The 15706-nt window shown below is 55.1% G+C and carries 13 protein-coding genes; 7 read left to right on the top strand and 6 right to left on the bottom strand.

Going from position 1 to position 15706, the window contains the following annotated elements:
• Positions 1–71 precede the first annotated feature (71 nt).
• From V5S80_RS02755 to V5S80_RS02745, 3 genes are all read left to right on the top strand, one after another.
• Entirely contained in the window at positions 72–1226 is a 1155-nt protein-coding gene (locus V5S80_RS02755) for a 1-phosphofructokinase family hexose kinase (protein WP_395169195.1), read from the top strand.
• Positions 1223–3379: a fructose-specific PTS transporter subunit EIIC gene (locus tag V5S80_RS02750; protein WP_395169194.1), complete on the top strand. Its 2157-nt coding sequence runs from the start codon at positions 1223–1225 to the stop codon at positions 3377–3379. The genes V5S80_RS02755 and V5S80_RS02750 overlap by 4 nt, the downstream gene beginning before the upstream one ends.
• 95 nt (positions 3380–3474) lie before the next feature.
• Positions 3475–3744 carry an HPr family phosphocarrier protein gene (locus tag V5S80_RS02745; RefSeq protein WP_395169193.1) on the top strand — a complete coding sequence of 90 codons (270 nt, stop codon included), beginning with the start codon at positions 3475–3477 and terminating at the stop codon, positions 3742–3744.
• A gap of 177 nt (positions 3745–3921) precedes the next feature.
• On the opposite strand, the gene V5S80_RS02740 is transcribed toward V5S80_RS02745, so the two are convergent.
• Complete coding sequence (locus V5S80_RS02740) at positions 3922–5235, bottom strand: uracil-xanthine permease family protein (RefSeq protein WP_395169192.1); 1314 nt, start codon at positions 5233–5235, stop codon at positions 3922–3924.
• Between the two features lie 62 nt (positions 5236–5297).
• Positions 5298–6821 (bottom strand): GTPase HflX, encoded by a 1524-nt coding sequence (gene hflX / locus V5S80_RS02735; protein WP_395169191.1) that lies wholly within the window; start codon positions 6819–6821, stop codon positions 5298–5300.
• A 243-nt stretch (positions 6822–7064) separates the two neighbouring features.
• On the opposite strand from hflX, the gene V5S80_RS02730 reads away from it, so the two are divergent.
• Together V5S80_RS02730 and V5S80_RS02725 are read left to right on the top strand one after the other, a co-directional pair.
• Entirely contained in the window at positions 7065–7874 is an 810-nt protein-coding gene (locus V5S80_RS02730) for a hypothetical protein (RefSeq protein WP_395169190.1), read from the top strand.
• A gap of 101 nt (positions 7875–7975) precedes the next feature.
• Positions 7976–8557, top strand: a complete 582-nt coding sequence (locus V5S80_RS02725) for a hypothetical protein (protein WP_395169189.1) — start codon at positions 7976–7978, stop codon at positions 8555–8557.
• Here the strand turns inward: V5S80_RS02725 and dapF are convergent.
• On the bottom strand, positions 8554–9504 hold the full coding sequence (gene dapF / locus V5S80_RS02720; RefSeq protein WP_395169437.1) for a diaminopimelate epimerase: 951 nt from the start codon (positions 9502–9504) through the stop codon (positions 8554–8556). The genes V5S80_RS02725 and dapF overlap by 4 nt on opposite strands.
• A gap of 229 nt (positions 9505–9733) precedes the next feature.
• Positions 9734–10687, bottom strand: coding sequence for a tRNA (adenosine(37)-N6)-dimethylallyltransferase MiaA (miaA, locus tag V5S80_RS02715; RefSeq protein WP_395169188.1), 954 nt, complete (start codon positions 10685–10687; stop codon positions 9734–9736).
• A 139-nt stretch (positions 10688–10826) separates the two neighbouring features.
• Here miaA and V5S80_RS02710 point away from each other — a divergent pair, with 139 nt between their 5' ends.
• Positions 10827–12149 carry a DUF349 domain-containing protein gene (locus V5S80_RS02710; RefSeq protein WP_395169187.1) on the top strand — a complete coding sequence of 441 codons (1323 nt, stop codon included), beginning with the start codon at positions 10827–10829 and terminating at the stop codon, positions 12147–12149.
• Positions 12150–12181: 32 nt separating this feature from the next.
• Here the strand turns inward: V5S80_RS02710 and V5S80_RS02705 are convergent, their stop codons facing one another.
• A complete protein-coding gene (locus V5S80_RS02705) occupies positions 12182–12967 on the bottom strand; it encodes a hypothetical protein (RefSeq protein ID WP_395169186.1) in 786 nt (261 codons plus the stop codon).
• 54 nt (positions 12968–13021) lie between these two features.
• Entirely contained in the window at positions 13022–14614 is a 1593-nt protein-coding gene (miaB, locus tag V5S80_RS02700; protein ID WP_395169436.1) for a tRNA (N6-isopentenyl adenosine(37)-C2)-methylthiotransferase MiaB, read from the bottom strand.
• A 358-nt stretch (positions 14615–14972) separates the two neighbouring features.
• Between miaB and V5S80_RS02695 the strand changes: the two genes are divergently transcribed.
• Complete coding sequence (locus tag V5S80_RS02695; protein WP_395169435.1) at positions 14973–15701, top strand: amino acid ABC transporter ATP-binding protein; 729 nt, start codon at positions 14973–14975, stop codon at positions 15699–15701.
• Positions 15702–15706: the final 5 nt, after the last annotated feature.

Below are 15706 nucleotides of genomic sequence, written 5' to 3'. Positions count from 1 at the left end.
GGTTACCGACCCCCACTAGTGTCGACGGTGGACATGGTTTCGTGCGACTCTCCACCATCTCTAGAGGAATAATGTCTATACATTCACCGTCGCCGAGCCCGGAAGCAGGCGAAACGCTAGGTGATCGTCGGTCATCCGGCGTTGAGGCATCAGCCACACACGTCATCGACATCCCCGACGGGGCTATAGTCACTGTGACTCCCAACCCGTGCATGGATCGCACGGCCACCATATCCACCTCGCTTCGACGTGGTGGTGTCAACAGGATCGCTGACGTCGCCGACATCCCTGCAGGTAAAGGGATCAACGTAGCAATGGCAACATTCAGAGCGAACCAGCCTACTGTCGCCATCGCTCCGACTTATTCAGCTGACCCGTATGCATCCCTCGTACATGATACTGGCCTCACTTTTTCCCCAACGCCAGCGAGCAGCCCGGTACGTATCAATCTTACGATTGCAGAACCTGACGGCACGACGACCAAATTTAACGAACCAGGCACCCCGCTGACTGCCGATCAGTCTGAGGCTTTCACCAACGCAATCCGGGGCGCAGCAACGAAAGCCTCATGGATTGTCCTGGCGGGGTCCCTCCCCCCTGGGCTCCCACCATCATGGTACGCCGATACCATAACGGCAATCCGCGACGCGGCCGGCGATCACAACGTCAACGTCGCCGTTGATACCTCTGATACTCCTCTTCAGACATTACGAGCACATATGCTTGGCGACCCATCAACGGCACCCGACCTCCTCAAACCCAACGGGTACGAAATCGGTCAGCTCCTCGGCATTGACGGACGGGCCATTGAGGTTGAGGCATCTCGAGGTAACATCTCACCAGCAGCAGATGCCGCTGCACACCTCGTCGAACATGGCGTCAGCTACGTTCTCCTGACACTTGGCGCCTCCGGTGCGGTGTTAGCAACAAAGAACGGCATCTGGTACGCCACCCCTCCCCCTATTACCCCGGTTAACACCGTAGGGGCAGGAGACTCCAGTCTTGCAGGCTTCATTATTGGCCTTCAGTCTGGTAATGATGGCGTCGGAAATAGCACGACGACGGACAACCACGCGGAAAAAACCGCCCTCCAGTACGCCGTCGCCTACGGTTCAGCGGCAACATCGCTTCCCGGAACTACTATCCCATCCCCCTCCGAAACACATCCAGAATCTGTCATTATCACAGCTGTCGCCGATGCAGCAGCTCTGAAAGGATTACCATGACATTTGAAAAGAACGTGAGATCGGGTTCCCACGAGTCCGCGGTCATTACGCCGGAACTCGTCATGCTCGACGTAGCCCCCGGTGACACCGCTGAGGATGTGATCCGAGCGCTCGCAGCACGCACGGCACAAGCAGGACGCGCTGACGACGCCGCCGGCCTTGCCTCCGCAGCATTGGCTCGTGAGGCAAAATCCTCAACAGGGGTACCAGGTGGCGTCGCTATTCCCCACTGCCGAACCGACCATGTAGCAGCACCGACCTTGACCTTCGTGCGCCTGGCGCACCCCGTCGATTTTGGCTCTGCCGATGGGCCTGCAGATCTCGTCTTCCTCATCGCCGCACCACTACGCGGCGGAAAAGACCACCTCAAGATTCTCTCCAAGCTAGCGCGAAGCTTGGTGAAATCATCCTTCCGCGATTCCTTGCGCGAAGCGCACACCGAGCGCGACGCCGTCCAGCGAATCCTCAACACGCTTGCTGGTAAATCAACAGAGAACCTGTCCTCACCGACAGCCACTCCGACCACCGCCGAGACCACACCAACACCACCTGTTGTCACTGGCCCAGCGTCTCGACCCGCCGTTGATCCCACACCAACCACCACCAACCCCGCACCGACCACACCACGAGCCACGTTTACTCGGATTGTCGCGGTCACAGCGTGTCCTACTGGAATCGCGCACACGTACATGGCAGCAGATTCTCTCACACAGGCTGTCGACGAGCGCGATGACGTGGAACTCATGGTGGAAACACAAGGGTCATCCGGAGTCACTCCTCTTCCTGCGGACGTCATTGCGAACGCAGATGCAGTGATCTTTGCCACTGATGTTGGAGTTAAGGACCGGGAGCGGTTCGCGGGGATACCGGTGGTCGAATGTGGCGTTAAGCGGGCAATCGACAAGCCTCATGCGCTGATCGACGACGCCATCGCGGCCTCGACTGATCCTCGCGCTCCCCGCGTCAAAGGACAAGCGGGAACATCCTCGTCTAGTCCAGAAGCGGGAACGCAAGGACTTAGCTGGGGTAAACGTATTCAGCAGGCCCTCATGACGGGTGTTTCCTACATGATTCCATTCGTTGCCGCGGGTGGTCTCCTGTTGGCGTTAGCCTTCGTACTCGCGGGAGCTGATGTCACCAAGGTGTATGAGACGGTCGTTGACCACAATGCACTGTGGAATCTTCCCAGTCAGCACATTACTGCGGAAGGAGAAACCTATAACTTCAGCCAACCACCAATCCTGATTTATCTTGGTGCTGTATCAGCGTATATCGGTATTGTGGGCATGAAGTTCCTTGTTCCTGCTCTGTCTGGCTATATCGCCTATGCTCTCGGCGGGCGTCCCGGTATCGCTCCTGGCTTTATCGGTGGTGCTGTGTCGGTAGCGGTAGGAGCCGGTTTCATTGGTGGTTTGTTTACTGGTCTTATTGCCGGTCTCATTGCACTATGGTTCGGTTCTCTGAACCCACCACGGTGGTTGTCCGGGTTGATGCCTGTCGTGATCATTCCTTTGGTCGACTCACTCATTACCGGATTCACGATGTTTATCCTGCTCGGCCGACCAATCGCGTCGTTGACGGATTCTCTTCAACACGGTCTGAACTCAATGTCAGGATCGTCCGCAATCATGTTGGGCATCGTCCTTGGACTCATGATGTGCTTCGATTTGGGAGGACCGGTGAACAAGGCCGCGTATCTGTTCGCGACAGCCGGACTCAATGTTGATGATCCTGCCTCTCTCAAAATCATGGCCGCAGTCATGATTACCGGGATGGTTCCTCCGTTGGCCTTGGCGTTGGCAACTATCGTCCGGCCAACCTTGTTCAACAAGGCAGAACAGGAAAACGGAAAAGCTGCCTGGTTGTTGGGACTGTCCTTCATTTCTGAGGGCGCCATTCCGTTCGCTGCGGCGGATCCACTGCGCGTGATCCCCTCCATGATGCTTGGTGGTGCGGTCTCAGGTGCGGTTTCGATGGCAGCCGGTGTTCAGTTGATGGCTCCACACGGCGGTGTTTTCGTCATCCTGGCTGTCACCCACGTTCTCATGTTCTTTGTCTCACTCATTGTGGGTGTGATAGTCGCCGCAGCCGGTGTTATCGCCCTCAAGACGTGGTGGCCAGTTAAGGCAAAAGCCGAGGCTGCTCACTCGTAAAAATAGTTGTGCACAGGTGGACTACAAGTCCGAATCCTGATGGCACACGGTCCAGATGATCCACACTCTTGTTTGTTAAACAGAAAGGTTCCCTTATGGCTTCCACCACTGTTACCGTCGGTTCCACCGTTGGCCTCCACGCTCGTCCGGCAGCTGTTATTGCCGAGGAAGCGTCGAACTTTGACGAAGAGATCTTGATCTCCCTTCCCGATGACGCCGACGCCGAGCCCGCCGATGCTGCTTCCTCTCTCATGATCATGGCGCTAGGTGCTGAGCACGGCGACACTGTGGAGGTTTCTTCTGAGAACGCCGATGCTGTCTACAGGATTGCGGCGCTTGTATCGCAAAACCTCGACAATGAATAACGAATCATTCATAGCGGTTTCCACAGCATGGAAACCGTAGACACACAATGAGGGGATACCCGGTTTACCTCCGGGTATCCCCTCATTTTGTCGTCACAATTATGCTATGCGAAAGCGTGTGTCGGTTCCTCCTGGCTGCAGCAGCCTCGCTGAGAGCGATCACACAATATCGCTCTCTTACTCGGGAGCACCATCCTCATGGTGGTCGGAATGTCTGCCACCACCGAAATGGTCATATAGGTACCGCAAGACCGGATATCCCACTATGATTCCGACGGATCCCCAGGCAATTCCTTCAATGGCAACCTGCCCCACCGTGAGCGTAAGGTTACCAATTCCAGCAATGACCGCGACCGATACTGCTGCCAGATTAACGGGGTTGGTGAAATCGACGTCATTGTCCTGCCAAATCCGTACCCCAAGCATTCCAATCATCCCGTATAGAACCATCGTCGCGCCACCGAGGACGCCTGGAGGAATGGTAAATACCAATGCGCCGAATTTTGGAATGAATGCGAGGATCACAGCGGTGGTCGCAGCGATCCAGTAGGCAGCTGTCGAGTAGACTCTCGTGGCTGCCATGACGCCAATATTCTCTGCATAGCTAGTCGTTCCCGATCCTCCTGATAACCCCGCGATTGTGCTTGCAATACCATCGGAAAATAGTGCCTTACCTGCAAGATCATCCATGTTTCTTCCTGTCATCGCAGATACTGCCTTCACATGTCCGACATTTTCAGCAATGAGCACGACGACAACAGGAATCGTCGAGATGACTACACCGGCATGAAACTGTGGGGACTCAAAGTGGGGAAACCCTACCCATGGGGCGTGCGAGATCGTATCAGTAGTCCCCGGTGCTAAGTTTCCCGTTAATGTTGCGAAAACCCAGCCCGTGACCACGCCTAAAAGGATTCCCAGGCGCGCTACCATCCCACGCCCCCCGACGGTAAAAAGGAGGATTGCTACCAAGGTCACCATGGCCACCAATGGCTGCTTGTGAACATTCGCGGTCGCCGCGGGAGCCAAATTTAAGCCGATAAGGGCAACAATTGCTCCGGTGACAACCGGTGGCATCACTATGTTAAGGGCACGTTGGCCTGCGACCATGACGAGGACACCTACCGCTGTGAGAGCGAGCCCCGCCGCGAGCACTCCCCCTAGTTGGGCGGAGAGTCCTGAACTCTGCGCTGCCGTCAATGGGGCGATGAATGCAAATGAGGAACCGAGGTACGAGGGGAGGCGATTGTGTGTGATGAGGAGGAACACCATCGTTCCTACACCGGAGAACAGCAACGTGGTGTTGACGGGGAACCCAGTGACCGTTGGCACCAAGAGGGTAGCTCCGAACATGGCGATGACATGTTGCATCCCGATGCCGATCGTTCGGGGCCAGCTTAGTCGCTCTTCAGGGGCGACGACCGCGTCGGGAGCTGGTGCTCTCCCATCGCCGTGGACAGACCACGGTAACAAGTGTTTGTGTGTGCTCACACCCTCTTATTATTCAGGCTTCACGATGATGAACAACAATGGCCCCTGAGAGCATGTCACTGCTACGACAAGTCAACAGTGTGAACAAACTCTGCGACTTCCCGAGCTATTCGTGCAGGAACACGCACGTCAAGGATGGTTCCATCAGCGTCATATTGTTCATCGATAATGGTGCCATATTCATGTATTTTCGCCACGATGTCACCCCGCGTATAGGGGACATGCAGGTTGACATGCGTATCTAGCGTATTGAGGAAGAGCTCAATCCGTGAGGCAAGTTCATCGATGTTGTCTCCTGTTTTTGCAGACACGAAAACAACGTCGTCGAGCTCGTGGCGAAGCTGGGCGAGGGTAATCGGATCGGCGCAGTCAATTTTATTGACGACAATAATCTCAGGCGGCACCCTGCCGGTATCACTGGTCTGAATTTCAGCGAGAACGTCGTGAACAGCCGATATCTGCTTGAGAGGAAAAGGATCGGAACCATCGACGACGTGAAGCACCAGATCGGCGGAGGCCACCTCCTCGAGCGATGATCGGAAGGCTTCCACCAGTTGGGTGGGCAGGTGTCGAACGAATCCGACAGTGTCGGAGAAGATGACAGCACGCCCGTCCGCGAGGTCCGCACGGCGAGTCGTAGGGTCCAAGGTGGCGAAAAGGGCGTCTTCCACCAGTACTCCTGCACCTGTAATAGCATTGATAAGTGACGATTTTCCGGCGTTTGTATACCCCGCAATGGCAATTTGTGGAGTGGTGGATTGATCCCGGCGGTCTCGTTTGACCTCCCGGGCTGTCGTCATGTTTCGCAGGTCGGCTCGCAGACGCGCCATGTCTTTACGAAGCCGCCGACGGTCAGTTTCGATCTTGGTTTCGCCGGGACCACGTAGCCCAACGCCGCCGTTGGATCCTGCTCGTCCGCCTGCCTGCCGGGACATCATGTCGCCCCAACCACGTACCCGGGTATAGAGGTATTCCATTTGCGCTAAAGACACTTGGGCTTTACCCTCTTTTGACTTTGCATGTTGAGCAAATATGTCGAGGATCAGCATCGTGCGATCGATAACTTTAACGTCCAGGCTCTTTTCTAAGGCGATGAGTTGTCCCGGACTAAGCTCACCGTCGCAAATTACGGTATCGGCTCCGAGAGAGCGTACAGCATCCCGGAGTTCAGCAACTTTTCCTGATCCGATATAGGTGCTGGCATCAGGTTTGTCACGACGTTGGTAGAAGGTTTCAATTACTTCTGATCCGGCTGTTTCTGCTAAAGCTCTCAGTTCTTCGAGGTTGGCTTCACATTCTGCAGTAGTTCCAGCGGTCCAGACCCCAACTAGGATAACTCGTTCGAGGCGAAGTTTTCGGTATTCGACGTCATAACCGTCAGATTGCTCAGTGGTATGCCCCTGGCTACCTCGGGAGAGTGCTCGGAGTTCTGAGCGCTCGCTGAGGTCTAATTCACCAGTTGTCGGTACGGGCCTATGTTCTCCTGTGATGTCTCGTTGTATGGGAATCTCATGCAGAGCGTCATTATGGTCGGTGGTGGTAATATCGCCCGCGTCGACGGCGCGGGTCCGTGAACATTCACTCATTGTCTACTAGTGTCTCATGACTGGCCTCGGCGCGGTAGTCCATTCTCTCAAGGATCGGCCACAGTGTTAGGCCCATATCGACCTGGTTGCGTGGCACGTGGTACAACCACATCGCTGCGTTGGGATTTTTGTTCCCTCTTCGGGGGAAATACAGCAACGTATTTGTCCCGGCAGGTGGCCATCGCCTGGTGTGCCGTACTCCGAATCACTATGTAGTTCGTGAGGGGTTTAGAATTGATCATTATGAGCACGCCTACCGAGAGCCCCGCTGATGGCGGAATGGCGGGACCAACCACCGCAACAGGACTCACTTCATTAGGGATGGGTGGGGTTCCCTGGCAAGAACTGTTGGAGAGGGCCTATTCAACGGGCGCGTTGTCGGTGACTGGTGAGCTTCCCAGCGGCCAATTACTCGCTTTTGATGATGTCAGTGGCGCACGGCTTGTTATTGTCGCAGCGCCACCATATTCCGCGTTTGCAGGCTTTGCGTCGTTGACTGAATGTGAAGCCGAAATTTCGATGTTGTCTGATGTTCTCGCACTTCTTGAGATCCATGACGACGAGGGCAATACGGTGTGTGACGTGGCAGCAAATTTGTCCCAGGGGCCGCTGCTTGTCGACGAACCAACCCACCTTGGCAGGGTTAATCTTGCTGCTCTCGGGGTTGACATCCATGTGTATCCGGATAAGGAAGCCTTCTCCATTGCTGGTGGGGCGACGACAGGGTTTGTTATTTCTCATGGTGCGGCCGTTGTTAACGCAGGTTCCGGCCAATCTGAGCCTTCTGCTGCCGGTGATATCTCGCTAGTTGTCCGTTCTGCAGCTAAGCGTACAAATGGGCTTACTGGCGGATCCTTTTGGCATGTTAATGTCGATGCCCCGTTCCCCATCGACCTCTGTCTCCCAGGTTCCACTGCCGATGCTATTGAGGCGGGCAATATTGTTGCTGGCAGAGTTCTTTTTACTGCGTCCATAGCTGCCAACGCTGACGCTGGTGGCTGCTGTGGAGGCGGCGGATGTGGAGGTGGTGGCTGCGGTTGCGGTGGACACTAGAGTTAGCTGGTCGTCCTGCTAGTAAAGGCATAGATTTGGTTCTTCCTCAGTCCTCCGGACGCCGATACCGGCGATGCCACGTCCTCAGTACAGTTTCATTTGTGCTTGTCGCTGTGGGTTTAGTCATGGTGTTTCACTGGCTAGGTTTTGGTCTCCTCGTCACTGGCATGGCTGTCGCAGCCTACATTGCTCGGTCATCCAATGTTCCGGCAGAGCAAGAGCAGCTTCGTCGATCTATCGAGCTATCAGCGGCCGATATTAAAGACGTCCTTGGGCAATGGCATGAGTTTCGACACGGGACGTCACATGAGGTAATCGCGGATCGATCCTCTCATCCATCACTTGTCGATGATGCTCATGCGGATAATCCCGTCTTTAGGCGGTTCCACCAGGCTCAGTCCTCAAGCCAATTATTTATCGAGGATCTCGATGGCGTGGTGGCTAATGCCCGTTCAATTCATATGCTCGAACACGTCCTTGCGGCGACTGATGAAATTGCCAATGAGCTGAGGCAATCGTGGCAGGCAGCGCGGCGCTATGCCCGCGATCTTGATCAGCCGACTCTCCGGCTACCGCCCGTCGTCCTCCCCCGCCCTGACCACGAAAAAAAGGCTCAGTCCTCCGGATCGTCGGACAGTGTCGGATCGACGTCAGGCGACGCCCCTCGTAACGTCGAGGCCTAAGACAAGGCTGCAGATGAGCGTAGCTCGTCCATATTGACTTTTCCTGAGGCAATAATCACCGAGGGGCCTTCCAACGTCGCATATTCGTCCTTGATCGTGACCGTAATGTCACCACCCGGGACACGAACCCTGAGCGTGCCGTTGGTCTTTCCACGATCTGCCAATGCTGCGACAGCTGCTGCAACGGTTCCAGTTCCGCACGATCGAGTTTCTCCTGAGCCGCGTTCGTGGACGCGCATAGAAATAGACCCATCGCCCCCCTGAGTACTGTCGGCTCTCACGGGCGTCACAATCTCTACGTTAGCACCATACGGAAAGAATTCCTCGTCAAGCACTGGTTTCACCTGAACAGGAAGCCTCCGAAGAGTAGAGTCGTCGAGATCAGGAATTACGCATGCTAAGTGGGGGTTACCGACGTCGACTCCAATCCCGGCAAACCTCTCATGATCGAAAGCCACGACAGACTGTCCAATAATGCCTACGCGGCCCATGCCAACGGCTATTCGAGCCGACGCACCATCCGCGGTCTCGGGATTTTTCACAGTCATCCGCTTCACTCCGGCTCTCGTTCCGATAACGAAAGATAACTGGTCATCAAGCAGATCATGGGCGTATAAATAATGGCCGAAAACCCGGGACCCGTTTCCACACATCTCCGCGATTGAACCGTCAGCATTGCGATAATCCATAAACCATTCGGGAAGCCCAGACTCCGGATAGCCACGGTCGTGGATATCCTCCCAGAGGGTGGCAACCATGCCGTCGGTGACCACACCGTGGTCAATCAGCGCTTGTGTGCGAGCGATCCGGATGATGCCATCTGCCCCGATTCCAGCCCGACGATCACAAAGAACGCGGACCAACGCTGAATCAAGATCAAGGTTGGCGTCAAAATCGGGCAGCAAAATGAAATCATTCTCCGTGCCATGGCCTTTACTAAAATGAATCATCTGTGTCGTCATACCGCTATCTTAGACGTCAGTCGTACCCATCCCGTGATCCTTCTTCTCACGTGCACCGCCCTTGATGCGAACACGGGTATTGAGGTCATCCGATAGGGTGAGGGTGCCTCGCGTGGGCCCAAGTCCCACTAGTAGAAAGACATGACTGGCCACACGACCGGGCCAGATAGTGCCCGGTGAATGAACGCCACATCATAGGAGAACGTTGTGTGCTCTAAGCATGGTCCGCCGGGTGATACACACGTGCGTAACTATCAATGATCGACATGGCCTCAGTCAGCGTGTCATCTGCTGCATCGATCCACTGAGTGCGTGGATCCCGTCGGAACCACGACCGTTGGCGCCGTATATAACGACGTGTCCCCGTGATCGTCTTTTCGATGGCGTCGTCATAGGTTAATGTTCCGCGAAGCATCGCAAGGACTTGGGAATACCCAATCGCCCGACCAGCAGTCGATTCTGCGACAAGGCCCTCTGTGATGAGCGATTCAACTTCGTCGACAAGTCCCCGTCTAAACATCATCCGCGTACGCGCCTCAACTCGTGGATTAAGCCACTCAGGGGCTGTGGCTAACCCAAGAATAAGTGTTCCCCATCGTGCTGGCGCGTCAATCGGAGGTTGTGAAGCCGTAAACGGCTGGCCCGTCAGCTCGATCACTTCGAGGGCACGCACCGTCCGCCGCGGATCATTGTCTTCGATAATAGCCGCAGCCTCAGGGTCAATTGCCGCAAGCTCCCGATGTAGCTGGCGCATTCCGACCTCATTGAGACGTCGCTGCCACCGGGCACGCACCTGCACATCAGTAGGAGGAAATTGCCAATCATCAACCAACGACTGCACATACAACATGGAGCCGCCAACGAGGATTGGTGTCTTCCCCCGCGCACGAATGGCCTCAATGTCCTGGATCGCTGACTGCTGATACACCGCGACACTTGCACGCTCCGTCACATCAAGCTTATCGAGCTGATGATGAGGGATTCCCTCACGCTCGTCGACACTAAGTTTCGCAGTACCAATATCCATGCCCCGATACAGCTGCATGGAATCTACATTGACAATCTCCCCGGAAAACCGCTGCGCCAAGGCAATCCCCAGCGCCGATTTACCCGACGCAGTGGGGCCAACAACCGCTACGGGGAACGGCAAAGGTTCTGACTCCGTCATATGATCAGGGTGGATGTAGGTCACAGATCACTACCCTAGCGGGTGGACTCTCACGACAAAGTCGTGCAGTCTAAACATTGGATTGTGTTCGGCAGCCGTGCCGCGCGGCGATGAAAGAAAAAGTGAGGAACACCGACCCATGACTACTTCTCCGGTCACCCCAGCCCACATGCCTGGCCACCCAGGTACCCGCCCATCACCAGCATCGATGTCTGGACATGCAGCAACGGTGGCTCCACCACGTCAACGTAACAACCCCGCAGACCACGGGCGAATCGATGACGACGGAACCGTGTGGTTGATCACGCGCGACGGCGAACGCGCCATTGGTGAGTGGAAGGCTGGGCCACTGAGCGAAGGGCTCATTTTCTTCGGCAAACACTATGAAAGCCTTCAGACTGAAGTAGATGTGCTTCACGCCCGTCTCCACACCCACCCCGAGGAAGCAGTGAGCACTCGTCGTTCTGCCGAGGCCCTCCAAATCAAGGTTGCCAACGCGGCTGCACTTGGGGACATGGACGCACTCAGCGATCAGTTGACATCAATTATCAATGAGAGTTATGCAGTGGCTCAACAGGCGGAGGACGAGAAAACTCGTCGTCGTAACAACGCCATCACACGCCGTGAGGAACTGATTGCTGAAGCCGAAAAAATCGGTGCCGATTCCACAGATTGGAAGAAGTCCGGCGACCGCCTCCGCGAGATGATGACCGAATGGAAGAGTATCCATGGCATTGACCGACACACTGACGATGCTTTGTGGACGCGTTTCTCCGCCGCCCGCGATCACTTCTCACACCGGCGCGGAGCCCATTTTGCCGAGCTCGACCGCCAGCGCGCTGAGGCACGCCGAGTCAAAGAAGACATTTGTGAGCGGGCAGAACAGATCCAAAACTCGACCGAGTGGAAGGATACCGCACACCAGTTCCAGAGCCTTATGACAGAGTGGAAAGCCGCTGGACGTGCTCCACGCGGCGTCGATGACAAGCTGTGGAAGCGTTTCCGGGCGGCCCAAGATACATTCTTCTCGGCACGTAACGCTGTCAACGATGCGAAGGATCGAGAATATGAAGCGAACGCCGAGAAAAAAGATAAACTCATTGCTCGCTATGCCGACAAAATCACCCCGGAGGACAACCTAGAGGCAGCTAAAAAGACCCTTCGTGAGTTACAATCCGAATGGGAAAACATTGGATACGTACCGCGAGGGCGGGTTCGTGAATTTGAGGATAAAATCCGCGTTCTCGAAGACAAGGTTAGCGCCGTCGAAAATGAGCAGTGGCGAAAGTCTGACCCAGCCCTCCAGGCACGTGTTGCCCAATTCGAAGCCAAGGTAGCTGAGCTTGTCTCAGCGGCTGACGATGCCGAAAAATCCGGGAACACGAACAAAGCAGCTGACCTACGAGCACAAGCTGAGCAGTGGGCCCAGTGGGCTCGTACCGCCAGGCAAGCAGTGGACTAGAGCCTCATACCTGCGAGGTCACGCGCTCGCACTCATCCCTGAGGTGGTTGCCTCTGCCCACGCTGTTTTTCAGCCACCTGGCGGGCACGCTCGCGCGCTCGCATACGGCGAGTGTCGACCGGCTCTCGATGCTTCTCGGCCGTAAGTCCTGTCCTCAGGTGCTGCTGTGCTGCACGAGTTTCATCATTTCTGTTCGCTTCGTCCCAGCGCACCTCCGCTAGAACTTGCTGCAGCACCGACCGATGAAAAACCACCGTCGACATTGTTGAAAAAACAATAATGATTGCAGCAAATCCCATAATAAGCCCATATGATGGGCCTACCCCGGGCTCCGTCGGTGGCCGAGACTGCCGCATCCAGATGGCAAAAATGCCAAATACCCAGCCAATTCCCGAAAATACCCACGTCACCCACGCAACAAGGGTTGACCGTGACACGATCACACCACTCGGCAACAGGATTCCGCCGACCAACGCCAACCACATATATATGCGTTCCGGCCAGGTTGTCACCATCTCCCGAGCATGGTCAGAATAGAAGAGAACGTCAAAACCATACACATCACCTGAATGCGGAAGAAAGATAGCAAATAGGGTTCCCAGCATTCCCAGCAAGAAAAAGGGAAGTTGACGGTGTACTACCACACTCTTCGAGGCGATGCGTTCTTCGTCGGTGATGTTGGCACGCTTGCTCTCACCAAAAGAACGGAGTGCCTCTCTCCGTTCTTCCGGTGTCATCTCCTGCGGCTTTTTCGAGGATCGACACTCGTGTTGCGATCCAGCGCCATTGTTGCTCTGGGATGCCGTGTTCATTGCCATATCCTCAACAGTAATCTGTGCGCGTCAACTGTGGTGCCTACTTTGTTCCCCTGTCTACCGCTTGATAGTCGGGATGCCTAGTCCTACTCCACGTGGTTCTGGCGCCGATGCGATCTCAGACCGATCTCCAGCTGGCATACGCCGGTGAGCAAGGATTCCAGAGTCGGACAGCAGGAAGTGGGAACGGGAATCTGTTACTCGAACCCACACGACATCGCCTGCACGAATCGTGCCGTTGACGCCGGGAGAGACACAGTCCTCGACGGAGGTTACCTGGTGATTCGTGGGATGAGCCATCGGAGTTGCACCAATAGCATTCCATGCGTGTGACGTCTCATCCATCGACGCCGGGGCGGGGGTAAAGTGGATGAGTCGACCATCCCGAGACCGACCAGCTAAACGATGGGTCTTATTCGATCGTCTCCCGTCGTCGGCCTGGACAAGCACCTCCACAATATGGCCCACTAACTCAGCATTCAGCTCTGCGCTGATTCGCTCTTGAAGTTCCAGCAACCGCTCATATCGATCTTGAACCACCTCCTTGGGAATCTGGTCGTCCATCAACGCAGCGGGAGTACCCGGACGTGGCGAATATTGAAACGTGTATGCACTGGTAAATCGGGCTTTTTCGACGACTTCGAGGGTCCGCTGGAAATCATCCTCAGTCTCTCCAGGGAATCCAACAATGAGGTCAGTGGTGATTGCTGCATGGGGAAGCTTGTCACGAACCTCGTCCAAAATCCGCATAAAACGCTTTGTCCGGTAAGACCGGCGCATTTCTTTAAGAACCTTGTCTGATCCAGACTGCAACGGCATATGAAGTTGCGGGCACACGTTGTGCGTCTCTGCCATGGCATCAATAACGTCTGATGTGAATTCGGCGGGGTGTGGGCTAGTGAAACGAACCCGTTCCAACCCGTCGATATCGCCGCATGCGCGCAGTAATTTGGAAAAAGCGCTGCGATCACGATCCATCGTCGGATCCTCAAAATGTACGCCATAGGCGTTGACATTTTGACCAAGAAGGGTGATTTCACTGACACCATCGTCGACAAGGGTTTGAATTTCAGCCAGGATATCACCTGGTCGACGGTCTTTTTCTTTTCCACGGAGGCTCGGTACTATGCAGAATGTACAGGTGTTGTTGCACCCCACTGACACACTAACCCACCCTGAGTAGGCGGAATCGCGCTTGGCAGGAAGGAGTGAGGGAAACTGTTCGAGGGAATCGGCAATCTCAACTTGTGCTTGATGATTATGCGCCGCCCGCGCTAACAGCGTCGGCAGCTTACCAATGTTATGGGTACCGAAGACTACATCTACCCACGGCGCACGCTTCACAACGACGTCCTTATCTTTTTGAGCCATACACCCCCCCACAGCGATCTGCATATCAGGCTTGACGTCTTTGACCGATTTCAGCTGTCCTAAAGTGCCGTAAAGACGATTATCAGCATTCTCCCGCACTGCGCACGTATTGAAAACGACGACGTCAGCAGGGTCATCGTTAGCGACCGGCACATAGCCAGCCTCCTCTAGCAGCCCCGCCAGTCGTTCGGAGTCATGCACGTTCATCTGACAGCCGAATGTACGAACTTCATATGTCCGGGGCTTCTTTGCATTCGCGGTGAGTGGTGTGTGATTCATTGTCGTATCAGGGGTTGTGCCGTTCATCGCGGACTATCGTACTGGTTACCCCCGACGGACTGGGAATTGGTTACACCGTTGTTAACTTTTTGTTTCCAAGACATATTTGCTGGGATGGAGCCTTTAAATTTTTCGTATGCCAGAAGTTTTAGGATCCGACGACGTGGTGTCGTCACGTTCTCCTCAGTTAGATCACGCTCCGACCACCACCTCTCGCCCAGGCCCATCTCGATCAGGCTCCGTCCCACCACAAGCATCATGTCCTTCGCCATCCGTTATGCCTGATCACAACGACAACGTTACGACGGGGGCATCCGTGAGTCCTTGTGTGCACGCAGACTTAATGTCTAGCACTCCGATGATTTCCCTCCGCAGCGTCAACAAGTATTTCGGTGACTATCACGCCCTTCGGAACATCAACCTCACGATCCCGGCGGGCCAGGTTGTCATTATTCTGGGCCCCTCGGGGTCCGGAAAGTCGACTTTATGCCGTACTCTCAACCGATTAGAGACCATTGATAATGGCGACATTGTGATCGACGGTGAGAAACTTCCGGAGGAAGGGAAACAGCTCACGCGGCTCCGTGCGGAGGTGGGCATGGTCTTCCAACAGTTCAACCTGTTCTCACACAAAACCATCCTCGATAATGTGACCCTCGCTCCCATGAAAGTGCGCAGGCGAAGCAAGGCTGATGCACAAGAACAGGCTATGAGCTTGCTCCGCCGTGTTGGAATCGACAGTCAAGCACATAAGTATCCAGCGCAACTATCTGGTGGTCAGCAACAGCGAGTCGCCATTGCACGCGCCCTAGCAATGGAACCCAAAATTATGCTGTTCGACGAGCCCACCTCAGCCCTTGATCCCGAAATGGTTAATGAGGTTCTCGACGTTATGGTGGAACTTGCTCAAGAAGGTATGACCATGGTTTGCGTCACCCACGAAATGGGATTTGCACGGCGCGCTGCTGACCGCGTGTTATTCATGGCCGACGGTGCAATCGTTGAAGATACCGATCCAGAATCATTCTTTACGAATCCCCGTACGGACCGCGCCAAAGACTTCCTTTCAAAGATCCTGGGGCACTAAAAGGG

It is taken from the genome of Corynebacterium sp. PCR 32 (assembly GCF_037464985.1).
Classification (GTDB): domain Bacteria; phylum Actinomycetota; class Actinomycetes; order Mycobacteriales; family Mycobacteriaceae; genus Corynebacterium; species Corynebacterium kroppenstedtii_D.
Note: the sequence above shows the minus strand (reverse complement) of the source record. Positions and strands in the feature narration are given on the sequence as shown.